This is a genomic window from Pelomonas margarita, assembly GCF_043555875.1.
Taxonomy (GTDB): domain Bacteria; phylum Pseudomonadota; class Gammaproteobacteria; order Burkholderiales; family Burkholderiaceae_C; genus Pelomonas; species Pelomonas margarita.
Map to the genome: position 1 here is coordinate 485,291 of NZ_JBIGHW010000002.1, position 23,445 is coordinate 508,735.

Sequence of the window (23,445 nt, forward strand, 5' to 3'; positions counted from 1 at the left end):
GAAATCAGAGTGAACAGGGGCCGTCGGCCACGGGCGTGCCGAAGTCGGGGAAGCCGTCTGCGCGCCAGCCAAAGGCCTGCACGCGGGTGTGGCGGTTGGGGTCGTTCAGCGGGTCGCCGACGATGTCGCGGTAGTTGCGGGCGTGATAGACCAGCAGGTCGGTTTGGCCGTCCGGCGTCGTCGTGAAGCTGTTGTGGCCGGGGCCGAACTGGCTGACGGACTCGTCCGTCGTGAACACCGGTGTGGGCGACTTGTGCCAGCTCGTCGGGTCCAGCAGGTCGGCGCGCTCATCGGCCCACAGCAGGCCCATGCAGTAGTTCGCGTCGGTGGCGGCGGCCGAGTAGGCGATGAAGACGCGGCCATTGCGCTTCAGCAGCGCCGGGCCCTCGTTGACGCAGAAGCCGATGCGCTCCCAAGCCAGCTCGGGCCGCGTGATGACGACGGGCTCGGTCTTGAGCGTCCACGGGTTAGCCATCTCAGCGATGTAGAGGTTGCTCTCCGTGGGCGGGCTCTTCTGCGCCCAGCACAGGAAGCGCTTGCCGCCGTGCTCGAAGGGTGTCGCGTCCAGCGAGAAGCCTTCCTCGGGCGTGGTGATCTGGCCGCGCTCGATCCACTCGCTGGTCAGCGGGTTGTCGCCCAGGCACTCCAGCACGTACATGCGCAGCTTCCAGATGTCGCCCCGCTCGCTGGCCGCGAAGTAGACGAACCATCGGCCGTCAATGCGGTGCAGCTCCGGCGCCCAAACGTGGAAGCTCATGGGGCCGCTGTCGTGCTTGTGCCAGATGGTCTTGGGCGTGGCGGACGAGAGGCCGGCAATGCTGTCGGCCGCGCGGATCTCAATGGCGTCGTAGCTGGGCACCGACGCGGTGAACCAGTAGCGGCCGTCGACAAGTGTGATCTGCGGGTCGGCGCGCTGTTCGATGAGGGGGTTCTGCCAAGCGTTCATGCGCGGACGGCTTTCGTGACGATGACGTTCCAGGAGGCCGGCTTGAGCTTTACGCTCAGTTGCCCGTCGAGCAGGGCGATGTCATCCAGGGGAACGGGGACGACGCGGTCGGGCGCGTCGGCGGTGTTGGTGGCGTTCAGGTCGGCGCTGTGCAGCTGCTCGGCACTGACCAGCTGGCGCTCTTGCCCCAAGCCGCGCAGCGTGATGGACAGGTCCATCTCATCGGTCAGGTGGCGGTTCAGCAGGAAGATGGCCGTCTGGCCCGTGGCGGCGTCGTCCACGACGCTGGCGCACAGGTAGGGCAGCTCGCCGTGCTTGGCGTTCGCGTAGCCGGGCGAGCGGATGACCGGCCGCAGCACATCGCCCCGCGCCCAGCGCGCGGCCTGCGCGAACGGGTGGAAGATGGTCTGGCGCCAGGCCGGGCCGCCGGGCTCGGTCATGATGGGCGCGATGACATTGCACAGTTGCGCCATGCAGGCCACCTTGAGCCGGTCCGCATGGTTCATGAACATGGTCAGCATGCCGCCGATGAGCAGCGCGTCCTCGGCCGTGTAGACCTCCTCCAGCAGCCGCGGCGCCTCGGGCCAGCCGGCCTGCTTGAGGTGCTCGCCGTGGCGGGCCCGGTACCAGACGTTCCACTCGTCGAAGCTCAGCATCAGCCGCTTGGACGAGCGCTTGCGCGTGGCCACGGCGTCGGCGATGGCCACGGTGTCTTCGATGTAGCGCGCGTTGGTCTCGATCTGCGCGAAGAAGGCTTCGCTGCTGGTGTCGCCCGGCTGGGCCGGCGGCGGCTTCACGAAGTAGCTGTGCAGCGACAGGTAGTCCACGAACTCGAAGCAGTGCTCCAGCACGCGGTCTTCCCAGACGCCGTAGCTCGGCATGTCGTAGGCCGACGAGCCGCAGGCAGCCAGCTCGATGGTCGGGTCCACCCAGCGCATCAGCTTGGCGGTCTCTTTGGCGATGCGGCCGTACTCGTCCGGCGTCTTCTGGCAGATCTGCCAGGGGCCGTCCATCTCGTTGCCCAGGCACCAGAACTTCACACCCAGCGGCGCCTCCACGCCGTGGCTGCGGCGCAGGTCCGACAGCGCCGTGCCGCCGGGGTGGTTGCAGTACTCGAGGTAATGGCGCGCTTCGTCCGGCCCGCGCGTGCCGAGATTGACGCCGAACATCGGCTCGATGCCGACCTTGCGGCACCAGGCCATGAACTCATGCGTGCCGACCTGGTTGGTTTCGGTGGAGAACCAGGCGAGGTCGAGGCGCCGCGGGCGTTGGTCCTTCGGGCCGACGCCGTCTTCCCAGTTGTAGCCCGACATGAAGTTGCCGCCGGGGTAGCGCACGATCGTCGCGCCCAGCTCCTTCGTCAGCGCGGCCACGTCGTTGCGGAAGCCGTGCTCGTCCGCCGTGGGATGCGTCGGCTCATGGATGCCGTTGTAAACACAGCGGCCCAGGTGCTCGACGAACACGCCGAACAGGCGGCGGTCCAGCGGCGCGAGGTCGAAATCACGGTCGACGGTGAGGGAGGCTTGGAACATGTCAGTGGTCACCTGTAGGGCGGGTCGTGACCCGCCGGCATGGTGGGATCGGGGCCACCAGACGGCGGGTCATGCCCCGGTCTACGCGGCTTTGTTGGCGTTCCATGTCAGCGGCGAGCCTTTTGCAACGCCTTGTTGACACGCTTTTCGACGCTGGCCTGCACCTCGGCCACGGGCTTGCCCGACAGCAGCAGGTTGGCTACGTCCTCGCCGATCAGCAGTTCGATGTTGCGTTGCGTGGGCACGTTGCCCGGCATGGACGCGCCGGTGGTGGTGATCTCGGCCAGCGCCGCCCGCTGCGGCAGCGCGCGGAAGGCTTCGCTCTGTGCCACGGTCTGGCTGACCGGCAGGTGGCCGGTGCGCGACCACTCGGCGGTGCGGTCCCAGACGAACTTCAGGAAGGTCAGCGCGGCCTCGTGGCTCTTCGCGTCGGTCGTGCCGCCCTTGAACAGCGCCCACGAGTGGCCGTCGGCAAACACCGCCGGGCGCTCGTACAACTGCGCGAATGGCCGCACCGCATAGCCGCCCTTCAACGGCGAGTCCGGCTTCTGCGATTCGCGCAGGAACTGGTCGATGGTCCAGGTGCCCACGACGACGACGCCGGCCTGGCCGTTCAGGAAGGCCTGGTTGGCGGCCGCGTAGTCGAGGTTGGGCCGCACGTGGCCTTCCTGGTAGAGCGTCTGCATCAGCGACAGCGCGTTCGTCACGGCGGGCTGCTGCATGGTGATGCGCTTGCCATCAGCCGAGAACAGCGGGGCGCCCTGCTGCGCGATCAGCGTCTGGAACGTGCGGTTGTTGGCGGCGGTCTCGTTGGCCACGGCCCAGGCGAAGAAGGGCTTGCCCGTCTTCTGCTTGAACTGGCGCGCCTGCGCGAGCAGCTCTTCTGGCGAGCGCGGCAGCACCGGCTGGCCGTCGGCGCCCAGCAGGCCGGCCTGCTTCATCAGCGTGGTGTTGATGTGCCACAGCCAGGCCCAGGTGTCGAAGGGCAGCGCATAGGTCTGGCCGTTGAACGTGGTGCCCTTGCGGGCATGTTCGGTGAAGTCGTCCACCGGCACACCCACGCGGGCGAGGTCGGCATCCAGCGGCAGCACCAGCTTGCGCCGCACATAGTCGCCCAAAGCGGATTCGTGCATGACGGCGACCGTCGGGATGTCCTTGGACACCAGGCGAGCGGTGAGCTGGTCGTAGTACGGGCCCCATTCGCCGATCTGCGTCTTCACGACGATGTCGGGGTGCGTGGCGTTGAACTCGTTGACCAGCGCGGTGACGATGCCGCATTCGCCCACGCCTTCAGACGCGCGCGCGACCTGGCCGAACTGCGACTCGCAGCTGCCGAAGAAGCGCATCAGCGTGATCTCGGTCTTGGCCGGGTCCTTGGCGCCCTGGCTGCAGGCCGTGAGCAGCGCGGCGGAAAGACAAATCAACAGGCGCTTCATCCTAGATCCGGTAGTTGGGCGCGCCTGAGGGCCAGGCGAGGCGGGCTGTTGGCAAGGCGCGCCGACGCAGTGGGCTCCTGCCCACAAGGAGAAGCAACGCAGCCAGCGGCCCGAAGCGACGGGCCAGCAGGCGTGCAGCGTTGGTCATCGCGGTGGTGACGTGGGCGGCGGCGCAAAGGTGTTGAGGTCACAAGACTTCCGATCAGTGGCGAGCGGTCAACTGCCGGATCTAGGATCACGACTTGCCCGTCCCGGCGACCGCCGTCACGAGGTGGCGTTGGAAGAAGAGGTACAGCATCAGCGCGGGCACACCGGCGAACACGGCCTGGGCCATCAGGAAGCCCAGCCCTTCCGACTGCGCGAAGTTCGTCTGTGTGGACGCCAGGCCGCGGGTCAGCGTGTACATGTCGGGCTGCGTCGCGATGACGAGCGGCCACAGGTAGTCGTTCCAGCAGGCAAGGAAGGTGAAGATGCCGAGCGTGGCCTGGGCGGGCAGAGTCAGCGGCAGGATGATGGTCAGGAAGGTCTTGAAGCGCGACGCGTTGTCCAGCATCGCGGCCTCTTCCAGCTCGGCGGGGATGGCCTTGAAGTACTGCGTCATCAGGTACACGCCGAACGGCGCGGCCAGGCCTGGGAGTGCCAGGCCGGCGATGGTGTTCTGCAGGTTCCAGTCCGAGAACAGCCGGTGCAGCGGGATGAAGACCGACTGCGCCGGCACGGCCAGGCCGAACATGACGAGGGCGAACAGCAGCTTGCGGCCGGGGAACTCGCAGCGCGCGAAGCCGTAACCGGCCAGCGACGACAGCACCAGCACGCCCACTGTCTGCAGCAGCGCCACGAGCGCGCTGTTGCCCAGCCAGCGAAACACCTGCGAGGTCTGCAGGATGTCCAGGTAGTTGACCAGCGTGTAGGGTGGCGCCAGGAACACGTCGGTGTGGCGCAGCAGGAATTCATTGGGCTTGAAGGACAGCGCCAGCACCCACAGCAGCGGGGCCATCCAGACCAGCGCGAGCAGCGTCAGCGCGGCCATGACGATGCGGTCGAACCAACCGCGTCTGAGCAAGGGGTTCATGTCAGTTTTCCATTCCGCATTCGGGCCGAGCGCCGGGCCGCTCCCAAGCCGGCCCGCTTGGGCGATGTGCTCGCGGCTCGATGCCGCGGGCATCGCCGTCCCTGCGGGGGACCGGCCAACGTACTCGTTGGACGAGGGGCTTCATCTTTTGTCTCGTTCGAGCCAGAGCTGGGCGGAGACGCCGACCAGCATGATGGCCAGCAGGATCTGCGAGGCCGCCGTCGCGTAGCCTAGCGAGAGCTGCATGAAGGCCTGCTCGTAGGTGAACTGCACGATGGACCGCGTGGTGTTGTTGGGCCCGCCGTTGGTCATCAGCATGATCTGCGGGAAGACCTGGAACTGGCGAATCACCTCGATCAGCGCGACCAGCACGATGGCGCGCTTGAGGCTGGGCAGCGTGATGTGTGTCAGCACGCGCCAGCGCGGCGTGTTGTCCAGCGCGGCGGCTTCGTAGATGTCGCCAGGGATCTGCTGCAGCGCCGACAGGAACATGATCATCGGCAGGCCGATGATCCACCAGACGGTGACGAGGGCGATGGTCAGCAGCGCCAGGTTGTCGCTGGTCAGCAGTGGCAGCTCGGGGATGCCTAAAGCGGTGAACATCTGCGCAATCAGGCCGCGCTCGGGCATGAGGGCCAACTTCCAGACCAACGTGATCAGCGTGACCGAGAAGACCGATGCGCAGAAGAAGGTGGCGCGCAGGAAGGTGGCGAGCTTGCCGGGGCGGTTGAGTGCCAGCGCCAGCATCAGCGACAGGATGACGAAGATGGGCGTGCTGATGGCGACGAAGCGCAGCGTGTTCCAAACGACCTGGCGGAAGACCTCGTCCTGCCAGAGCTCGGCGTAGTTGGCCAGGCCCACCCAGAAGCTGTCGTCGGACAGCAGATCGTGGTCGTGGAAGCTGATCCACACGCCCTTGGCGAGCGGCCACAGCAGCATCAGCGCGTACATCGCCACGAAGGGCAGTACGAAGAGGGCGTAGGCGGGGCGGCTGGCGCGCAGGCCGACGGTGGGGGCGGCGCTCATTGGGTTGGCTCCGGCTGGTTCGGCTTGATGGCTAGGCCCATGCCGGGAGTCCCGCCCGGCGGCGGGGTAACTTTCTTCTGCGGGGCCAGAAGAAAGTCACCAAAGAAGAGGCCCTGAACCGCACACCAGCACCAATTGCACGAGCTGCGCCGTGCAACAGCCAGCGGGAGCTGGCGCAGATGCGAGCCGCTGCGCTCTCGCCTACCACTTGTGACGAGCGCCATCCATCGTTCCTTCAAACCGGTTAACGCCGGCTGCACGCCGGGCTCATCCGTTGAATGCAACGCCGCTCGGGTGGCGTGATCGCTACGCGTTTTCGTATCGAGGCTACGGCGCAGCCGAGCCGTTGGGCTTCGCTGAGTCCCCCCTTCTAAACCGCCGAGAAGCGCAGAAGCCCAGGGCGCGCGCGAAGCGCGCTTCAAGCACTGACTCCGCACAGTTGTTTGACCGGAGCGTAGCGGAGGGAGTTCTGTGCGGGCCCAGGGCTTCGAGCATCGCAGGGCAGCCCGAAGGGCCGGTTTTGCAGGGGCGCTTTCTTTGCTTACTTTCTTGTGCGCACAAGAAAGTGAGTCGGCCGCCGGGACGAAATCCCGGCTGGGCCTTCGCGGCAAGCCGTGCCTCACGACAAAGCCTCCCGCGCATGATGCGCACGCCCCTCCGCATCGAACAGATGCGCCTCAGCGACATCCACCGACACGGCGACATACGACCCCAGCTTGGGCGACATGCCGGCCGGTACCGTGACGATCAACGGCGAATCGCCCTCCAGCTTCAGGTGCGCCAGCGTGCGCTCGCCGAGGAACTCCACCAGTTCCACGCGGCCGCGCAGCGGGCCGGCTTCAGCCACCTTCAGGTTCTCGGGCCGCACGCCCAGCATCAGGCCCTGCGCGGGCAGGCCCGCCACCGGCACGCGGGTCGTGATGCTCAAGCCACCCGGCACCGTCACGACCGCACGCCCATCGACATCCGTCCCGCGCTCCACCGGCACAAAGCCCATGCCCGGCGTGCCGATGAAGCTCGCGACGAACTTGGTCGCCGGCCGGCGGTACAGCTCGGCCGGCGTGGCCACCTGCTCGATGGCGCCACCCTTCATGACGACGATGCGCGTTGCCAGCGTCATCGCCTCGATCTGGTCGTGCGTGACGAACACCATGGTCGCGCCCAGGCGCTGGTGCAGCTGCGCCAGCTCCAGCCGCGTGCGGCCGCGCAGCGCTGCGTCGAGGTTGGACAGTGGCTCGTCGAACAGGAAGATGCCCGGCTCCTTGACCACTGCACGGCCGATGGCCACGCGCTGGCGCTGGCCGCCCGACAACTGGCCCGGCTTGCGGTCCAGCAGCGCGCTGAGCTCCAGCATGCGGGCCGATTCCTGGATGCGCTTGTCGATCTCCGCGGCCGGCACGCCGAGGTTCTTCAGCCCAAAGGCGAGGTTGTCGCGCACCGTCATGTGCGGGTACAGCGCGTAGTGCTGGAACACCATGGCCAGGTTGCGCTGGCCGGGCGGCGCCACGGTGACGTCGCGGTCGCCAAGCAGGATGCGTCCGCCCGTCACTTCCTCCAGCCCCGCGATCATGCGCAGCAGGCTGGTCTTGCCGCAGCCCGAGGGCCCGAGGAAGACGACGAATTCGCCGGGCGCCACGTCCAGCGACAGGTTCTCGATGACCTGCACCGCGCCATAGCGCTTGCAGATGTTCTCCAGCTTCAGGCCTGCCACGGCAGTCTCCGGTTCATTCTTCTTGGATCACGGGCCAGCCGTCTGCGGACCAGCTCAGTTGCGCGATGCGCAGATGCGGCTTGCCGCCGCGTTCGGTGTCGTAGGCGTGGTGCACGATCACGTCACCGACGACGTCCTGGTGCCCCGGCCCCTTCCAGCGCGTGCCGGTGGCGGCCAGCAGCTTCGTGCCGCCACCGTCCATCAAGTCGCGGCCTTCGCGGTCCAGGTAAGGCCCGGTCACGGCGCGGGCGCGGCCCACGCGGACGTTGTAGGTGCTGTCGGCGCCCTTGCAGCACAGGTCGTAGGACGCGAACAGGTAGACCCAGTCGCCACGCCGCACGATCGTCGGCGCTTCGATGGCCGGGCTGCGCGCGATGAAGCGCGTGCTGCCGATGGGCTTGAGCGTCACCGCGTCCAGCGGCGTCAGCCGCAGCCCGCCCCAGAAGGAGCCGTAGCTCAGCCACAGCGTGCCGTCGCGGTCGGCGAAGAGGTCGGGGTCGATCGCGTTGAAGTTGTCGCTGGCCACGCTCTGCACGACCAGGCCGTCATCGCGCCAGTCGTTGCCGTCCGGCCGGTCGCTGCTGGCCAGGCCGATGGCCGAGCGGTTCTTGCCGAAGGTGGAGATGGAGTACAGCAGCCAGGTGCGGCCCTGGTGCTGGAACACCTTGGGTGCCCAGACGTCCAGCCCCTTGTGCTCGGGCACGGCCTGCGCCCACCAGGCGGGAGCCTGCTCGAACACCGGCGCCAGTCGCTGCCAGGTCTTGCCCTGGTCGCTGGAGGCCAGGCGCTGCAGGCCCTTGCCGGTCGTGAAGACGAACCAGCGGTCGGGCTGGATCAGCAGCGTCGGGTCGTGCGCGCCGGGCTCGGGCTGCGGCGGCTCGACGGCGTCGACACGCGTGCCCAGACACAGCGCCAGTGTCGCCACCAGCGCCCACAGCGCGCGCATTACTTGCCCCAGCGAAGCACGAGGGGGTCGAGGCGCTTGGCTGCGTCCAGCAGGCCGGCGCGCGTCTCGGGGCTCATCTCGGGGAAGGGGTGGCGCGGCGCGTCGCTCTGGATGATGCCGCCGGCCTTCATCAGCGCCTTGGCGGTCAGGATGCCGCCCTGGCGGTTCTCGTAGTTGATCAGCGGCAGCCAGCGGCCGTACTCGACGACGGCGGTCTCGCGGTCCCCGGCGTGGAATGCATCGAAGATCTTGCGGATGCCGTCGGGGAAGGCGCCACCCGTCATCGCGCCGGTGGCACCGGCGTCGAGGTCGGCCAGCAGCGTGATGGCTTCCTCGCCATCCCAAGGGCCTTCGATGGCGGCACCGCCGACGCGGATCAGCTCGCGCATCTTGGCGGCGGCCTGCGGCATCTCCAGCTTGAAGTACTTCACGTTGGCGATGTTCTGCGCCATGCGCGCCAGCAGCGGCACCGACAGCGGCGTGCCGGCGACAGGGGCGTCCTGAATCATGATCGGGATCGCGATCGCGTCGGACAGGCGTTGGTAGAAGCCTTCGATCTGGCCTTCCGACACGCGGAACGTGGCGCCGTGGTACGGCGGCATGACCATGACCATCGCCGCGCCGAGCTGTTGCGCCAGTTGGCTGCGCTCGATGCAGATCTGCGTGGAGTAGTGCGTCGTCGTGACGATGACGGGCACGCGGCCGGCGACGTGTTCCAGGATGGCGCGCGTCAGCGTCTCGCGCTCGGCGTCCGACAGCACGAACTGCTCGGAGAAGTTCGCCAGGATGCACAGGCCCGTGGAGCCGGCGTCGATCATGAAGTCCACGCAGCGCAGCTGGCCGGGGAGGTCCAGCGTGCCGTCGGCGTTGAAGATGGTCGGCACGACGGGGAAGACGCCGCGATAGGGGCGGGAGGTGGAGGCGCTCATGTGCGGTCCCTTGTCTCTGGGGGAAGTTGGATCAAGCACCGGCGTGACGCGGCGCACGGCCGGCTGTCATCGTCGGCATGCCATCATTAAAGTATGACTATTTAAGCAAGATCATTGGGGTTAACCCGAAAATTGCCGGCTTTGCAAACAAAAAAGTATGACTAATAATTGAACCTGGATCCGGCAGTTGGGCACACCCGAGGGCGTGGCGAGGCGGGTCGCTGGCAAGGCGCGCCGACGCAGTGGGCTCGTGCCCACAAGGAGAAGCAACACAGCCAGCGGCTCGAAGCGCCACGCCCTCGGGTGTGAAGCGCTGATCGCTGACGTGGGGAACCCGGCGTCAGCGCCAACGTGTTGACCGGGCAGCACCTGCTGTCAATCGCAAGCGGTCAGCTGTCGGATCCAGGTTCAAACATTGCCTGGCCGGAGAGCCGGGGCCGCTGATCTTCCGGAGACATTCGATGAGTTCCCTCGCCCGTTTTCCCAGCCTGCAGGACCGGGCGGTCCTGATCACGGGCGGTGCCACCGGCATCGGCGAGACGCTGGTCGAGGCCTTCGCCGCGCAGGGCGCTCGGGTGGCCTTCATCGACCTGGCCGCCATTGAGGGCGAGGCCCTGGCGGCGCGGCTGGCCGGCAGCTCGCGCTACGCGCCGCAGTTCATGGCGGCGGACCTGTCCCAGGTTGATGCGCTGCGCGCCGCCATCGCTGCGCTGCGCGAGCGCACCGGCCCGTTCAGCGTGCTTTTGAACAACGCGGCCAACGACAAGCGCCATGCGGTCGAAGACACCACGCCCGAGTTCTGGGACGCGAGCACCGCCGTCAACCTCAAGCACCAGTTCTTCGCGGCCCAGGCCGTGCTGCCCGACATGAAGGCGCTGGGCGGCGGCAGCATCGTCAACTTCGGCAGCATCAGCTGGATGCTCAAGCAGGGCGGCATGCCCGCGTACACGGCCAGCAAGGCGGCCGCACAAGGTCTGACGCGCTGCCTGGCACGCGATTTCGGTCCGCACAACATCCGCGTCAACACGCTGGTGCCGGGCTGGGTGATGACGGAAAAGCAATTGAAGCTCTGGGTCACCGAAGAGACCAAGCAGGAAATCGCCAAGGGTCAGTGCATCAACGCACCGCTGATGCCGCAGCACATTGCGAGCATGGCCTTGTTCCTCGCTGCTGACGACAGCGCCATGTGCACCGCACAGGATTTCGTCGTGGACGGAGGTTGGGTATGAGCGCCGCGCAGGGCCGCCCCAAGCAAGCTCGCTCCCGCTTGGCGGGACAGGCCGCAGGCCGAAGGGTGCACCAATGACCGTGGAATGCCGCGAATACGGACGCCTGCCCGATGGCCGGGCGGTGCATGAATACACGCTGGAAAACGGCCTGGGCCTGAAGCTCACCGCCATCACGCTGGGCGGCATCGTCACCGGCCTGTGGACGCCCGACGCGCAGGGCACCGCAGCCAACGTCGTGCTGGGCTTCGACAACCTGGACGACTACGTCCACCGCAACCCGTCCTTCGGCATCATCGTCGGCCGCTACGGCAACCGCATCGCCGGGGCGAGCTTCGAGCTCGACGGTGAGACCCACGCGCTGGCCCGCAACGATGGCCCCAACTGCCTGCATGGCGGCACCGAGGGCTTCGGCCACCGGCTCTGGCAGGCCGAACCTGACCCGCCCCGCCCGGGCGAAGCAGCGGCGCTGCGCTTCAGCCTCACCAGTCCGCATGGCGACCAGGGCTTCCCCGGCGAGCTGCAGGTCCGCGTGCGCTATGCGCTGAGCGCCATCGACAACAGCTGGCGCGTCGACTACGAGGCCACGACCGACCGCGCCACCGTCGTCAACCTGACGCACCACGACTACTTCAACCTCGCCGGTCGCGGCAGCGTGCTGGGCCATCGCCTGACGATTCCCGCGTCGCGCTATAGCGAGGTGGATGCGCACCTGATCCCGCTGCAGCACGCCGCCGTGGACGGCACGCCGTTCGACTTCCGCACGGCGACCGTCATCGAGGCCCGCATACGCCAGGCCCACCCGCAGCTGCTGCGCGCCAAGGGCTATGACCACAACTGGCTGCTGGACGGCGCGCCCGACGCCGACGGCCTGCGCGCTGCCGCCACGTTGGAGGACCCCGCCACCGGCCGCCGCATGGACGTGCTGACCAGCGAGCCTGCGCTGCAGTTCTACTCCGGCAACTTCCTGGACGGCACGCTGGCCGGCCCGGGTGGCCACATCTACCGCCAGGGCGACGGCCTGTGCCTGGAGACCCAGCACAACCCCGACTCGCCGCACCACGAAGCCGGCGCCGACTGGCTCAGCACCGTGCTGCGGCCCGGCGAGGTGTTCCGCAGCACCACAATCCACCGCTTCACCTAGGAGCGCTGATGGACCTGCCCGCCCACCAACTGACGATGACCGTGCTGATGACGCCGGACACCGCCAACTTTTCCGGCAATGTGCATGGCGGCAACATCCTCAAGCTGCTGGACCAGGTGGCCTACGCCTGCGCCAGCCGCTATGCCGGCCGCTACGTCGTCACACTGTCGGTGGACCGCGTCATCTTTCGCCAGCCCATCCACGTGGGTGAGCTGGTGACGTTCCTGGCCAGCGTCAACCATACCGGCACCTCGTCGATGGAGGTGGGCATCAAGGTCGTGGCCGAGAACATCCGCACCCAGCAGAAGCGCCACGTCAACAGCTGCTACTTCACGATGGTGGCCGTGGACGACGACAACAAGCCTGCCCCCGTGCCGCCACTGCGCCCCTTCACGCCGGAGGAGCGCCAGCGCCACGCCTCGGCAATCGCGCGCAAGCAGGCCCGTGCCGCCCTCGAATCCCGCACCGACAGCCCATCCGCATGAGCTCGCAAGCACACCCCTTCACCCTCGCCCTGGCCCAGGCCCACAGCCTCGGTGAAGGCCTGCAATGGCACGCCCCCAGCGGCCGCTGGTGGTGGACCGACATCCAGGGCTCATGCATCCACGCGTGGACACCCGGCGCCGCCACCACGCTGCAGGTGCGCCTGCCCGAGCGCGTGGGTTGCTTCGTGCACGCCCGCTCCGGCGCGCTCATCCTGGCCATGGCCAAGCGCATCGCGCGCCTCACGCTGCCCGACCTGCAGGCCACGGGCGTCGTCGACACCCAGCCCGAGGAACTCGCGCCGCTGGAGGCCCAGCTGCCCAGCACCCGCGCCAACGACGGCCGCTGCGACCGCAGTGGCGCCTTTGTCTTCGGCACGCTGGACGAGGCCGAACCGCGCCGCACCATCGGCGGCTTCTACCAATACAGCCGCGCCCGCGGCCTGCGCCGCCTGCCGCTGGATGGCGTGGCCATCGCCAACAGCATCTGCTTCAGCCCTGACGGCCGGCGCCTGTACTACTGCGACTCGCCGACGCGCCGCATCATGGTGTGCGACTACGACTCGGCCAGCGCCCGTGTCAGCGAGCCGCGCGTGTTCGTCAGGAAGGACGGCGAGGCCGCCATCCCGGACGGCTCCACCATCGACGCCCAGGGCTGCCTGTGGAACGCTGAATGGGGCAACGGCGCCGTGGCCCGCTACGCCTCCGACGGCCGCCTGCTGGCCCGCTACAGCGTGCCAGTGCGCGACGTGACCTGCCCCGCCCTGGGCGGCCCCGGCGGCGACCAGATTGCCGTCACCACCGCCCGCGTGGGCCTGAGCAGCGCCGAGCTGATGGCCATGCCGCAGTCCGGCAGCCTGTTCGGCATGACGGTGGCGGCGGGGTTGTACCTGGCCGAGACGCTGTTCAACGACGACTGAGAAAGCCTTGGGCATCCGAGTGGTATATACAATTGCCATATCCCGCTTGGAGGGGCCATGAGCATCACATCCGTCTTCACTAACAACAGGTCTCAAGCCGTGCGTCTGCCGGCCGATGTGCGCTTGCCCGAAGGCGTCAAGAAGGTGCAGGTGCGTGCCCGCGGCGTGGAGCGCATCATTTCGCCAGTGGGCCAGACCTGGGACGAATTCTTCCTGCGCGGGCCGCAGCCATCCGAGGACTTCATGGCCGAGCGAGCCTCGCAGGGCCAAGCAGAGCGCGAAGCCCTCTGAGGCGGCAGCCGCCATGCTCAAGTACCTGCTCGACACCAACATCGTCATCTACGTCATCAAGCGGCGACCGATCGAGGTGATGAGCGTGTTCAACGAGAACGCTGGCCGCATGGCCATCTCGGCCATCACGCTGAGTGAGCTCTATCACGGCGCTGAGAAGAGTGCCAAGGTAGCGCAGAACCTGGCGGTCATCGAGGAGTTCGCCAGCCTGCTCGAGGTGCGGCCCTACACGGCCAAGGCGTCGCAGCACTACGGCGCGATCCGTGGCGCGCTGGAGAAGGCGGGCCGGCCCATCGGTGTGAACGATCCGCACATCGCTGCCCACGCACGCAGTGAAGGGCTCACGCTGGTCACCAACAACGTTGGCGAGTTCGAGCGGGTGCCGGGGCTTTTGCTGGAAAACTGGGTTGCCGACGTTGCCTGACAGACGCCATGGCGCGCCTTTGCGCAGGGTTCGACAGTGCCCTCGCATGCGGTGCGGCGAGCGGCTCGGACCTCATTGTTCAACGCTGATTCAGCCCCACGCTGCCCCTGGCGTGACCATGGCGCCAAGCGCCTGGTGCGTTGACGGCAGCACGGAACGCCGCGCCAGCGACGTTGGGAGGCAGCCGGCAGCCCTTCTTGCCAAGCGATCAAGCGCTTGCGCACATGGGCGCGGTGATCTCGGCGACAGTGCCCCATGCTCGCTCGCCTGTTGCTGCCCTTGTTGCTCTCGGCCTCGGCCCTGCAGGCCGCCGAGCCTGTCGACCGTATCGACCGCGCCGCCGTCGTCGCCCGCCATGCGGTGCGCAACACCGGCCTCAACCCCGAGTCCGCGCTGACCGTTGGCAACGGCGACTTCGCCGTCACCGTGGACGTGACCGGCCTGCAGACGCTGGAGCGCCTCTACTACGACGGCGGCTTGCCGCTGGAGACGCGCAACACCTGGAGCTGGCACAGCTTCCCCAACCCCGAGGGCCTGCGCTTCGAGGACACGCTGGCGCCCGTGCCCTTCCACGGCCGCCAGATCCTCTACCCCATCCACCAGAACACCCCTGCCGGTCGCTACTACCGCGAGAACCCCCAGCCCATGCCGCTGGGCCAGTTTCAATTCACGCTGTACGGTGAGGTGCTGCGCAGCGAAGACATCGCCGGCATCCACCAGACGCTGGACCTGTGGACCGGCATCGTCACCAGCAAGCTGCTGGTGCGCGGCCAGCCGCTGGAGGTGACGACCGCCGCCCACGGCAGCGCCGCCGTGCTGGCCGTGCAGGCGCGCTCACCCTTGATTGCCAGCGGCGACCTGCAGGTGCGCGTGCGCTTCCCGTATGCCTACCGCACGTCAATCGCGCACAAGCCGCCCTTCATCTGGGAGCAGCCGGAGAAGCACCGCAGCACGCTAACCCAGGTGGCCCCGGGCCACGCCCGCATCGCCCGCGAGGCCGACGGCACGCGCTACGACACCGAGCTGCGCTGGAGCACGCTGGCCGAGCTGGTCAGCGCCGCTACGCCGCAGCTCGCCGCGCCGCACGACTACCGGCTGCGTGCGACGACGGGCGACACGATCGCTTTCACGGCCGCGTTTGCCGACGCCGAGCACCCGGCGCCTAACGAGACGGTTGACAGCACGCTGGCATCGTCCAAGCAGGCCTGGCGCGACTACTGGACGAAGGGCGGCATGGTGGACCTGAGTGCCGCCACCGACCCGCGCGCCCAGGAGATCGAGCGCCGCACCATCCAGTCGCTGTACCTGATGCGCGTGAACTACGCCGGCAGCTTCCCGCCCGCCGAAACCGGGCTGCAGCATCTGAGCTGGTTCGGCAAGCACAACTCCGAGGTCTACGTCTTCCACGCCGCGCAGTTCTACCAATGGGGTCATGTGGACCTGCTGGAGAAGGGCCTGGCCTGGTACCTGGGTCAGCTGCCCCAGGGCATCGCGCAGGCCAGGAAGGAGGGCTTCGACGGCGTGCGCTGGCCGAAGATGTCGGGCCTGGACGGCCGCCCCACGCCCGGCGCTATCAACCCCTACATCATCTGGAACCAGCCCAACCCCATCTACCTGGCCGAGCTGGTCTACCGCGCCAAGCCCACGAAAGAGACGCTGGCGCGCTATGGCGAGCTGGTGGCCGAGTCGGCCAAGTTCCTGGCCTCGTTCGCGCACCGCGACTCGGCCACCGGCATCTATCACCTGGGTCCGCCGCTGAAGAACGTCAGCGAAAGCACGTCCGTCGAGCTGGTGCGTAACCCGACCTTCGAGGTGGCCTTCTGGTACTACGGCCTGCAGGTCGCGCAGCAGTGGCGCCAGCGCCAGGGCCTGCCGCCCGAACCGAAGTGGGCCGACGTCATCAAGCACCTCGCCCCGTTGCCGCAGCAGGACGGCAAGTACCTGGAGATCGAGGGCATCCGCAACGTGTTCGGCCCGGGCAAGCGCGGCGCGCCGTCGTCCATGCTGCTGGCGCTGGGCTATCTGCCGGCCACGGACAAGATCGACATCGAGACCGCCCGCCGCACCTTCCATGCCGTGCACGAGCAGCGCGGCGTGGATGGCGGCTGGGTCAGCTGGCAGATGGGCCAGGGCGCGCTGACGGCCGCGAGGCTGGGCGAGCCGGAGCGCGCCGTGGCCATCCTCGGCAACACCCGTGCTGCGGCCCATTTCATGCCCAGCGGTTACAGCCGCCGCCCGCGCGACCCCGAGGGTGCCGTGGCCTACCTGCCCACCAACGCCGCCTACTTGATGGCGCTGGGCCTGATGGCCGGTGGCTGGGACGGCGCTCCGGCCGGACCAGCCCCCGGATTCCCCAAGGACGGCGCTTGGGACCTGCGCGCCGAAGGCCTGCTGCCCTTGCCATGAAGCGCCTTTTACTGCTTGCCCTGCTGCCGGGGGCGGCGCTGGCCGCCGTCATCGGCCACAACACGCCCGCGCCCGCGCTGAGCGCTGCCCGCATCGCCGAGCTGCCTGTCGCGCAGCGCCTGGCCTGGCAGGCCTACATCGAGCAGTCGAACCGCCAGATGGCGCTGGACCGCGCCACGCTGGCCCGTGAGCTGAAGGCCGGCGATGCCGTGCCGCCGCCGCCCACTGCCGGCAAGATGAACGCGCCGCTAGACCGCGAGCTCGGCTGGTATGCGTCGGCCGAGGCGGCCCGCATTGCCGCCACCATCCTGAGCTTCCAGACCCCCAGCGGCGGCTGGAGCAAGAACCAGGATCGCCGCGGTCCGCCGCGCCTGCCCGGCCAGCGCTACGCGAACAACGCCGAGACGATGACCGTCGGCACCGGTAGCTTCGACGAGCCGCGAGACCGCTTCTGGACCTTTGTCGGCACGCTGGACAACGACGCCACGCACAGCGAGATCCGCTTCCTGGCGCGTGTGAACGAGCAGCGCGCCGACGACGCCTGCCGGGCGGCCATCCTGCGCGGCATCGGCTATCTGCTGATGGCCCAGACCCCGAACGGCGGCTGGCCGCAGAACTACCCGCTGGAAGGCGGCTTCCACGACGGCATCACCTTCAACGACGACGCCGTGGCCGAGGCCGCGCGGCTGCTGCAGGACGTGGCTGACGGCGCGCCCGGTTTCGCGTTCGTGCCCGAGCCGCTGCGCCGCCAGGCGCGCGCGGCAGCGGTGCGGGCGGTCGAGCTGCTGCTTGCTGCGCAGGTGAAGGTGGACGGCCGCCTGACGATCTGGCCACAGCAGGCCGATGCGCTGACCCTCGCGCCCATCTCCGCCCGCAACTACGAGCCACCCGGTCTGGCCAGCGCGGAGAGCGCCGGCGTGCTGCTGTTCCTGATGCAGCAGCCCCACCCCACGCCCGCGATGAAGGCTGCCGTCGAGGCCGGCATCGCCTGGCTACAAGCCCAGGCGCTGCGCGACCATGCCTTCACGATGACGCCCGACGGCCGCCAGCTCATTTCGCAGCCCGGCGCCGGCCCGCTGTGGGCGCGGGTCTACGACGTCGCCACCGGCCGCCCCGTCTTCGGCGACTGGGGCAAGACCATCCACGACGACGTCAATGAGATCTCCAAGGGCCGCCGCAACGGCTACACCTGGTGGGGCACCTGGCCGCAGAAGGCGCTGGACGCCTACCCGCGCTGGCGGGCTGCGCACCGCTGACTACTTGCCGATGCAGAAGCTGCTGAAGATGACCCCCAGCAGCTCGTCCGCCGAGAACGCGCCTGTGATCTCACCCAGCGCGTCATGCGCCAGGCGCAGCTCCTCGGCCAGCAGGTCCAGCGCCGCGTCACGCTGCGCGGCGATGGCTCGGGCGAGTTCGAGATGCTCGGCTGTGCGAGCCAGTGCCTGCACGTGGCGCTCGCGGGCGATGAACAGCCCTTCTGGCACGGCCTGCCAGCCGGCGGTCTTCAGCAGTCGCTGGCGAAGTGCTTCCAGTCCCTCGCCGGTCTTCAGGCTCAGCGCGATCTCACCGGCCGACGCCGTGCCGAGATCGGTCTTGTTGAAGACCTGCACGATGCGGCCGGCATCGACCGCCGCCAGCCGCGCGCGGATGCGCTCGTCCTCGGACGCGTAGACCGGGTCATTGACCCGGGACAGATCGTGCAGGAACAGCACGACGTCCGCATCGCGAATGGCGTCCCACGAGCGCGACACGCCGATGCGCTCCACCTCGTCGGCCGTGTCGTCGCGCAGGCCGGCCGTGTCGGTGATGTGTAGCGGCACGCCCTCGATCTGGATGGTCTGGCTGACCTTGTCGCGCGTGGTGCCCGGGATGGGCGTGACGATGGCCAGCTCGGCGCCCGCCAGCGCGTTCAGCAGCGAGCTCTTACCCACGTTGGGCTGGCCGGCGAGCACGACCTTGAGCCCATCGCGCAGCAGTGCGCCTTGTCGCGTGCGGGCCTGGACGGCGCTCAGTTGCGCCGTCAGGCGGTCCAGCCGCCCGAAGGCGTCGGCCTTCTCCAAGAAGTCGATCTCCTCCTCGGGGAAGTCCAGCGTCGCTTCCACCAGCATGCGCAGCTGGATGAGCTGGTCGCGCAGCACGCCCACTTCATGCGACAGCGCGCCGCCCAGCGCACGGCTGGCGCTGCGCGCTGCGGCTTCGGTGCTGGCGTCGATGAGGTCGGCCACCGCCTCGGCCTGGGCCAGGTCCAGCTTGCCGTTCAGGAAGGCGCGCTGCGTGAACTCACCCGGCTCAGCCAGGCGCACGTTCAGCCCCGCCTCGATGACGCGCGCCAGCAGCAGCTGCATGACGACGGCGCCGCCGTGGGCCTGCAGCTCCAGCACATGCTCGCCGGTGTAGGAATGCGGCGCCGGGAAGTGCAGCGCCAGGCCCTGGTCGATGGCCGCGCCGGTGGCGTCGCGGAACGGCAGGTAGGTCGCCTCGCGCGCTTTCAGTGGGCGGCCGCAGACGGCTAAGATCAATGGTGTCAGGTCTTGCGGTGAAGACACCCTCACGATGCCCACCGCGCCCCGGCCGGGAGCGGTGGCGATGGCGGCGATGGGGTCGGCATGGCGAGACAGCATGGCGGCATTGTCGAACCTCTGCCGCTCCGCAACCCGCGCCCCGCCCGTGACCCCGATCGACGCCGCCCCGACCGAATCTCCCACTCAGCTGGACCCCGCCCTGCGCGATGAGCTCTACCGCGAGCTGCGTCAACTGGCCCGCCAGCGCCTGCGCCGCAGCGGCCCGCTGACGCTGCTGGACACCACGGCCCTGGTGCACGAGGGCTGGCTCAAGCTGGAACGCCAGGCTGGCTGGCAGGCCATGAGCCACGACCACTTCATGGCCTATGCCGCGACGGTGATGCGCTCCATCGTGGTTGACTACGCCCGTGCGCGCCAAGCGCAGCAGCGCGGCGGCGGCGCCACCCATGTGCCGCTGGATGAGCTGCCCACGCTGGCCCACCGCGACAGCGAATACCTGCAGATCCATGACGCGTTGACCGACCTGGAGCGCCAGGACCCACGCCTGGCCCGGCTCGTCGAGCTGCGGTTCTTCGTCGGCCTGGAAGAGGCCGAATGCGCCGAGGCGCTGGGCCAGTCGCGCCGTACGGTGCAGCGCGACTGGCAGAAAGCCCGCGCGCTGTTGTGGGCCTCACTGAACGACTGACCTTTGCCCCGCGGCGCCTCGCCGCCTTCTCATGTCCGCCCTCACTCCTGATGACTGGCAGGCCGTCGAACCCCTGCTTGACGCCGCCCTGGCCCTGGCCCCCGATCAGCGTCAGCACTTTCTCGACACGCTGCCGCCGGCGCAGCAGCGCTGGCGCGCTACGCTGGACCGGCTGCTGCAGGCCGAGGCCGCGGCGGCCGACGCCGGCTTCCTGAGCCTCGCCGCCAGCCTGGCCGGCGGCACCGAGGGCAGCGCTGCCGGCGCGCCCCAGTGGCAGGCCGGCCAGCATGTCGGCCCGTGGGCACTCATCGAGGAGTTGGGCCGTGGCGGCATGGCCAGCGTGTGGCGGGCGCGCCCGCACAGCGGTGACTTCCAGCGCGAAGTGGCACTCAAGCTGCCGCACAGCCCGGCCCAAGGATGGCTGGAGCGCCTCAAGCGCGAGCGCGACCTGCTGGCGCGGCTGCAGCATGCCGGCATCGCGCGGCTGTACGACGCCGGTGTGAGCGCCGACGGCCTGCCCTGGCTCGCGATGGAATGCGTGGCCGGCCGTGACATCCTGGCCTGGTGCGAGGCCCGACAGTCCGGCGTGCCCGAGCGCGTGGGCCTGCTGCTGCAGGTGGCCGACGCACTCCAGTACGCGCACAGTCGCCTGGTGCTGCACCGCGACATCAAGCCCGCCAACGTCATGGTGCAGGACGACGGTCAGGTGCGACTGCTGGACTTCGGCATCGCGCGCAGCCTCGCGGCCAGGGGTGACGGTGATGGCGAGGCCGAGCTGACGCAGCTGGGCCAGCGCCCGATGACGCCCGAGTACGCGTCGCCCGAACAGGTGCGCGGCGAGGAGCCCGGCATCGCCAGCGACGTCTATGCCTTCGGCGTGCTGGCCTACCGGCTGCTCGGCGGCGCCAGCCCCTACGCAGCCGCCGCGCCGGCCTCGCGCCATGCGCTGGAACGCGCGGTGCTGGAGATCGAGCCGCCCGTGCCGTCCGCCGCCACGCGTGACACCGCGACGCGCAAGGACTTGCGCGGCGACCTGGACGCCATCGTCGCCAAAGCCCTGGCCAAGGAGCCCGCGCGCCGCTACGCGACGATGGACGCGCTGGCCGCTGACCTGCGCCGACACTTGGCCGGCGATGCTGTGGAGGCCCGGCCTCCGTCCTGGCGCTACCGCGCGGGCCGCGCCATCGCGCGTCACCGCTGGGCGGTGGGGGCATCGACCCTGGCGGTGCTGGTGTTGGTGGGGACGACGGGGTGGGCGCTGCAGGCTGCTCGTGAGGCGCGACAGGAGGCTCGCCGCGCCGGGGCGATGTATGAATTCCTGACGGGGCTGTTCAACCCGCTGCGCGAGGCCCAGCCTGACACACGCAATCGCGACGTTCCCGCGCGCCAGCTGATCGAGGACGGCGCGCGGCGCGTGCTGGGCGCGCTCCAGGACGAGCCGCTGGCGCGCGAGCAGTTGCTGGTGGACCTGGGTACGCTGACCCAGCAGCTTGGCCTGCCCGACCTATCCCGCCAGCTGGCTGAGGAGCGGGTTCACCAAGCTCGGATCCTGCATGGCACACGCAGCCGTGCCTATGCCGATGCGCTGCTTGGTCAGCGTGATCTGTGGGAGAGCGCGGGCCGCTACCGGGAGGGCTTCCAGTCGGCCACGGAATCCCTGGCCATCTACGAGGCGCTGGGCGAGCAAGACCCGCAGCGGCTGGCGTTGGCCCATCTCGCGGTTGGTGGTTTCGGCGCCCGCCTGCATGCGCCAGTGCCGGCCGACATCGCCCATCTGCAGACCGCCGCTCAGTTGCTTGCGCCGCTGCCAGGCCCCAACCTGCTGGGGACGGTCTACGAGCAGCTGATCGTGGCCTACCTGGGCCAGGGGGACATGGAATCTGCCTACCAGGCAGGCATGCGCGGTGTGCAGGCTAATCGAGTGCAGCGTGGCGTCGATGACTGGAAGACTGCCGCCTCCGAGGACCAGGTGGGGCAGCTGGCCATGCTGACGTTGCGTCCCGCTGAAGCTGTGGCGCTCATCAACCACGGCCTGCAAGGGCTGCGCAAGGCGATGGGGCCCGACGTGGTGATTCTGGCGCGTGGCGAGGCCAACCTGGCGTTGCTGGAGATGGCGGCTGGCGCGCACGATCGGGCGAGAGCTCACGTGGCTGAGGCGCGCCGAATTGCATTGCTGCCAGCCAACCGCGCCATGACCGCTTTCGGGCTGACGGTGGAGGCCACGGCGCTGGATGTTGCGCAGCAGTCCGGCGACTGGGAGGCGCTGCGCGAGGGCTGCCAGCACTGGGGCCGCGATGTCCAGGCGCCGCAGCCGGCGCTGCGGATTCGCATCCAGCAGGCCTGCGCGGCGCAAGCCGTTCACGCCGGGGACCTCGACCGCGCGCGTGCGTTGCTGGACCAGGGCCATGCGGTGGCAGCCCAGTTCTTCGCGAAGGTGCCGGCTCGCCAAGCCGTGCTGTGGTTGCGTGAAGGCGAATGGTTGGCCGCACAGGGACGCACCGAAGAGGCGGCGGCACGCTGGAAGCAGGTGCTTGGCCTTGATGACCCCAGCATCGTGTTCGCTCGCGCCCAGGCCTTTGCGCGTCTGCGCGATGCGCACGCCGTGGACGCGGCCGGCCAGTCCGTCGCGCAGCGGTTGATACAGCAACTGCAAGCTGCCGGCGGAGAGCAGTTGCTGGCGACGCCGATGGCGCTGTTGCGCGGCGGCTGATCTCGGCCGGTGAGGGGCATGGCGCTTTTCGGCGCCCGTTCTCGTGAATGCAGGAGAAGGCCCTGGCGCAATCGCCGGAGCCACCTCTTGCAATCAAGGAGAACCGGCAATGAAGAAGTTTTCGACCCTGGGCCTGAGCCTGCTGACGGCCGCCCTGTTGAGCGCTTGTGGCGGCGGCGGCAGTGATGGGGGCGCCAGCGCCTCGACGGGCAGCAGCGGCAGCTCGTCCGGGTCCTCGGGCTCTTCTGGAAGTTCGGGCAGCACCACCAGCTTCCCCTTCACCCGCTACGACGTCTACGCGCTGTACGGCACAGGCCTGAATATCGGCACCAACACGGTGGCCTCGGCGTCGGCCACGCAGGGCATCCTGGCCACGGGATCGACGAGCTTTCGCGGCGCCTTGGGTGGCGGCGAGACGACGATCACGCTGGGCACCGACAGTGTCAGCCTCAAGAGTGCCATCGTGCTGGCGGCCGACCTGAGCTGGCTCGCGCCGGGTGCCGACGGCCGGCTGATCCAGCAATGCTCAGTGGTGCGCCAGGACGTGACCGGCGCCTCCGTCGGCGGTTATGCCAAGAGCATGGTCGTCATGGTGGCACCCACGGCCACGGCGCTCATGAAGGCCACGGACATTCCTGCCGGCACGCGGCTCTACGTGGCGGAGGACTGCCGGTTCACCGGCAGCGCGCCCACGGGCGACATCGCCAAGGTCACGTCAACCGCCAATGACAGCGCCGTCGTGAACGCCGATGGCTCAGTGACCGTGTCGCCCATCGGCGCCACGGCCTTCACGATCTCGGCCGCAACCATCAGCGCTGCGCTGGCCAGCGGTGGCACGGGCCTGGGCATGGTGGGCGACGTGGCCGTGCCCAGCACGGCGGGCCTGGCGGCCGGCAGCTATGCCATGCACGCCTACAGCCTGGCACGCCCCGGCGGCACGCCGCGCTACGTCATCGTCATCCAGGCCACCCCAACCGGTGGCAATGCGTCGCTGGGCAGCAAGGGCTTTGTGTCCCTGCTGGTGAGCTCCTGATCTC

General features: G+C 68.9%; 20 protein-coding genes. 11 read left to right on the forward strand and 9 right to left on the reverse strand.

Annotated features, from left to right (window positions below; translation table 11 throughout):
- Positions 1-4 precede the first annotated feature (4 nt).
- The 8 genes from ACG0Z3_RS05765 to ACG0Z3_RS05800 all read right to left on the reverse strand — a co-directional run bounded on the left by ACG0Z3_RS05765 (position 5) and on the right by ACG0Z3_RS05800 (position 9,598).
- Positions 5-946 (reverse strand): glycoside hydrolase family 43 protein, encoded by a 942-nt coding sequence (locus ACG0Z3_RS05765; protein WP_394396157.1) that lies wholly within the window; start codon positions 944-946, stop codon positions 5-7.
- Positions 943-2,478 carry an arabinosylfuranosidase ArfA gene (gene arfA / locus ACG0Z3_RS05770; RefSeq protein ID WP_394396159.1) on the reverse strand — a complete coding sequence of 512 codons (1,536 nt, stop codon included), beginning with the start codon at positions 2,476-2,478 and terminating at the stop codon, positions 943-945. Before arfA ends, ACG0Z3_RS05765 begins: the two co-directional genes overlap by 4 nt.
- A 107-nt stretch (positions 2,479-2,585) precedes the next feature.
- Positions 2,586-3,914, reverse strand: coding sequence for an ABC transporter substrate-binding protein (locus ACG0Z3_RS05775; protein ID WP_394396161.1), 1,329 nt, complete (start codon positions 3,912-3,914; stop codon positions 2,586-2,588).
- A 235-nt stretch (positions 3,915-4,149) separates the two neighbouring features.
- The gene (locus ACG0Z3_RS05780; RefSeq protein WP_394396163.1) at positions 4,150-4,986 is read right to left on the reverse strand and encodes a carbohydrate ABC transporter permease; all 837 of its coding nucleotides are present in this window, start codon (positions 4,984-4,986) and stop codon (positions 4,150-4,152) included.
- 141 nt (positions 4,987-5,127) lie between these two features.
- Complete coding sequence (locus tag ACG0Z3_RS05785; protein WP_394396166.1) at positions 5,128-6,012, reverse strand: carbohydrate ABC transporter permease; 885 nt, start codon at positions 6,010-6,012, stop codon at positions 5,128-5,130.
- A 619-nt stretch (positions 6,013-6,631) separates the two neighbouring features.
- Positions 6,632-7,723, reverse strand: coding sequence for an ABC transporter ATP-binding protein (locus ACG0Z3_RS05790; protein ID WP_394396169.1), 1,092 nt, complete (start codon positions 7,721-7,723; stop codon positions 6,632-6,634).
- Positions 7,724-7,736: 13 nt separating this feature from the next.
- Positions 7,737-8,669: an arabinan endo-1,5-alpha-L-arabinosidase gene (locus ACG0Z3_RS05795; RefSeq protein WP_394396170.1), complete on the reverse strand. Its 933-nt coding sequence runs from the start codon at positions 8,667-8,669 to the stop codon at positions 7,737-7,739.
- The gene (locus ACG0Z3_RS05800; protein WP_394396173.1) at positions 8,669-9,598 is read right to left on the reverse strand and encodes a dihydrodipicolinate synthase family protein; all 930 of its coding nucleotides are present in this window, start codon (positions 9,596-9,598) and stop codon (positions 8,669-8,671) included. The genes ACG0Z3_RS05795 and ACG0Z3_RS05800 overlap by 1 nt, the downstream gene beginning before the upstream one ends.
- A gap of 461 nt (positions 9,599-10,059) precedes the next feature.
- Here ACG0Z3_RS05800 and ACG0Z3_RS05805 point away from each other — a divergent pair, with 461 nt between their 5' ends.
- The 8 genes from ACG0Z3_RS05805 to pelA all read left to right on the forward strand — a co-directional run bounded on the left by ACG0Z3_RS05805 (position 10,060) and on the right by pelA (position 17,747).
- Positions 10,060-10,827, forward strand: coding sequence for an SDR family NAD(P)-dependent oxidoreductase (locus tag ACG0Z3_RS05805; protein ID WP_394396175.1), 768 nt, complete (start codon positions 10,060-10,062; stop codon positions 10,825-10,827).
- A gap of 73 nt (positions 10,828-10,900) precedes the next feature.
- A complete protein-coding gene (locus ACG0Z3_RS05810) occupies positions 10,901-11,968 on the forward strand; it encodes an aldose epimerase family protein (RefSeq protein ID WP_394396177.1) in 1,068 nt (355 codons plus the stop codon).
- Positions 11,969-11,976: 8 nt separating this feature from the next.
- A complete protein-coding gene (locus ACG0Z3_RS05815) occupies positions 11,977-12,453 on the forward strand; it encodes an acyl-CoA thioesterase (RefSeq protein ID WP_394396178.1) in 477 nt (158 codons plus the stop codon).
- On the forward strand, positions 12,450-13,370 hold the full coding sequence (locus tag ACG0Z3_RS05820; protein ID WP_394396181.1) for an SMP-30/gluconolactonase/LRE family protein: 921 nt from the start codon (positions 12,450-12,452) through the stop codon (positions 13,368-13,370). The genes ACG0Z3_RS05815 and ACG0Z3_RS05820 overlap by 4 nt, the downstream gene beginning before the upstream one ends.
- Before the next feature lie 57 nt (positions 13,371-13,427).
- On the forward strand, positions 13,428-13,661 hold the full coding sequence (vapB, locus tag ACG0Z3_RS05825) for a type II toxin-antitoxin system VapB family antitoxin (protein WP_394396184.1): 234 nt from the start codon (positions 13,428-13,430) through the stop codon (positions 13,659-13,661).
- Positions 13,662-13,674: 13 nt separating this feature from the next.
- A complete protein-coding gene (vapC, locus tag ACG0Z3_RS05830) occupies positions 13,675-14,085 on the forward strand; it encodes a type II toxin-antitoxin system tRNA(fMet)-specific endonuclease VapC (RefSeq protein ID WP_394396186.1) in 411 nt (136 codons plus the stop codon).
- A gap of 255 nt (positions 14,086-14,340) precedes the next feature.
- Positions 14,341-16,491: a hypothetical protein gene (locus ACG0Z3_RS05835; RefSeq protein WP_394396188.1), complete on the forward strand. Its 2,151-nt coding sequence runs from the start codon at positions 14,341-14,343 to the stop codon at positions 16,489-16,491.
- Entirely contained in the window at positions 16,488-17,747 is a 1,260-nt protein-coding gene (gene pelA, locus ACG0Z3_RS05840; protein ID WP_394396190.1) for a pectate lyase, read from the forward strand. Before ACG0Z3_RS05835 ends, pelA begins: the two co-directional genes overlap by 4 nt.
- On the opposite strand, the gene mnmE is transcribed toward pelA, so the two are convergent.
- Complete coding sequence (mnmE, locus tag ACG0Z3_RS05845; RefSeq protein ID WP_394396192.1) at positions 17,748-19,112, reverse strand: tRNA uridine-5-carboxymethylaminomethyl(34) synthesis GTPase MnmE; 1,365 nt, start codon at positions 19,110-19,112, stop codon at positions 17,748-17,750.
- A 46-nt stretch (positions 19,113-19,158) separates the two neighbouring features.
- Between mnmE and ACG0Z3_RS05850 the strand changes: the two genes are divergently transcribed.
- From ACG0Z3_RS05850 to ACG0Z3_RS05860, 3 genes are all read left to right on the forward strand, one after another.
- A complete protein-coding gene (locus tag ACG0Z3_RS05850) occupies positions 19,159-19,698 on the forward strand; it encodes an ECF-type sigma factor (protein WP_394396194.1) in 540 nt (179 codons plus the stop codon).
- Positions 19,699-19,729: 31 nt separating this feature from the next.
- Positions 19,730-22,408, forward strand: a complete 2,679-nt coding sequence (locus ACG0Z3_RS05855) for a serine/threonine-protein kinase (protein ID WP_394396195.1) — start codon at positions 19,730-19,732, stop codon at positions 22,406-22,408.
- Between the two features lie 109 nt (positions 22,409-22,517).
- Positions 22,518-23,441 carry a hypothetical protein gene (locus tag ACG0Z3_RS05860; protein ID WP_394396196.1) on the forward strand — a complete coding sequence of 308 codons (924 nt, stop codon included), beginning with the start codon at positions 22,518-22,520 and terminating at the stop codon, positions 23,439-23,441.
- Positions 23,442-23,445: the final 4 nt, after the last annotated feature.

Coding starts and splice junctions, on each gene's coding strand:
- vapC (WP_394396186.1), top strand. CDS start 13,675: ATGCTCAAGTACCTGCTCGACACCAACATCGTCATCTACGTCATCAAG.
- vapB (WP_394396184.1), top strand. CDS start 13,428: ATGAGCATCACATCCGTCTTCACTAACAACAGGTCTCAAGCCGTGCGT.
- ACG0Z3_RS05810 (WP_394396177.1), top strand. CDS start 10,901: ATGACCGTGGAATGCCGCGAATACGGACGCCTGCCCGATGGCCGGGCG.
- ACG0Z3_RS05860 (WP_394396196.1), top strand. CDS start 22,518: ATGAAGAAGTTTTCGACCCTGGGCCTGAGCCTGCTGACGGCCGCCCTG.
- ACG0Z3_RS05785 (WP_394396166.1), bottom strand. CDS start 6,012: ATGAGCGCCGCCCCCACCGTCGGCCTGCGCGCCAGCCGCCCCGCCTAC.
- ACG0Z3_RS05835 (WP_394396188.1), top strand. CDS start 14,341: ATGCTCGCTCGCCTGTTGCTGCCCTTGTTGCTCTCGGCCTCGGCCCTG.
- ACG0Z3_RS05805 (WP_394396175.1), top strand. CDS start 10,060: ATGAGTTCCCTCGCCCGTTTTCCCAGCCTGCAGGACCGGGCGGTCCTG.
- ACG0Z3_RS05765 (WP_394396157.1), bottom strand. CDS start 946: ATGAACGCTTGGCAGAACCCCCTCATCGAACAGCGCGCCGACCCGCAG.
- ACG0Z3_RS05820 (WP_394396181.1), top strand. CDS start 12,450: ATGAGCTCGCAAGCACACCCCTTCACCCTCGCCCTGGCCCAGGCCCAC.
- ACG0Z3_RS05775 (WP_394396161.1), bottom strand. CDS start 3,914: ATGAAGCGCCTGTTGATTTGTCTTTCCGCCGCGCTGCTCACGGCCTGC.
- ACG0Z3_RS05815 (WP_394396178.1), top strand. CDS start 11,977: ATGGACCTGCCCGCCCACCAACTGACGATGACCGTGCTGATGACGCCG.
- ACG0Z3_RS05800 (WP_394396173.1), bottom strand. CDS start 9,598: ATGAGCGCCTCCACCTCCCGCCCCTATCGCGGCGTCTTCCCCGTCGTG.
- ACG0Z3_RS05780 (WP_394396163.1), bottom strand. CDS start 4,986: ATGAACCCCTTGCTCAGACGCGGTTGGTTCGACCGCATCGTCATGGCC.
- arfA (WP_394396159.1), bottom strand. CDS start 2,478: ATGTTCCAAGCCTCCCTCACCGTCGACCGTGATTTCGACCTCGCGCCG.
- mnmE (WP_394396192.1), bottom strand. CDS start 19,112: ATGCTGTCTCGCCATGCCGACCCCATCGCCGCCATCGCCACCGCTCCC.
- ACG0Z3_RS05855 (WP_394396195.1), top strand. CDS start 19,730: ATGTCCGCCCTCACTCCTGATGACTGGCAGGCCGTCGAACCCCTGCTT.
- ACG0Z3_RS05795 (WP_394396170.1), bottom strand. CDS start 8,669: ATGCGCGCGCTGTGGGCGCTGGTGGCGACACTGGCGCTGTGTCTGGGC.
- pelA (WP_394396190.1), top strand. CDS start 16,488: ATGAAGCGCCTTTTACTGCTTGCCCTGCTGCCGGGGGCGGCGCTGGCC.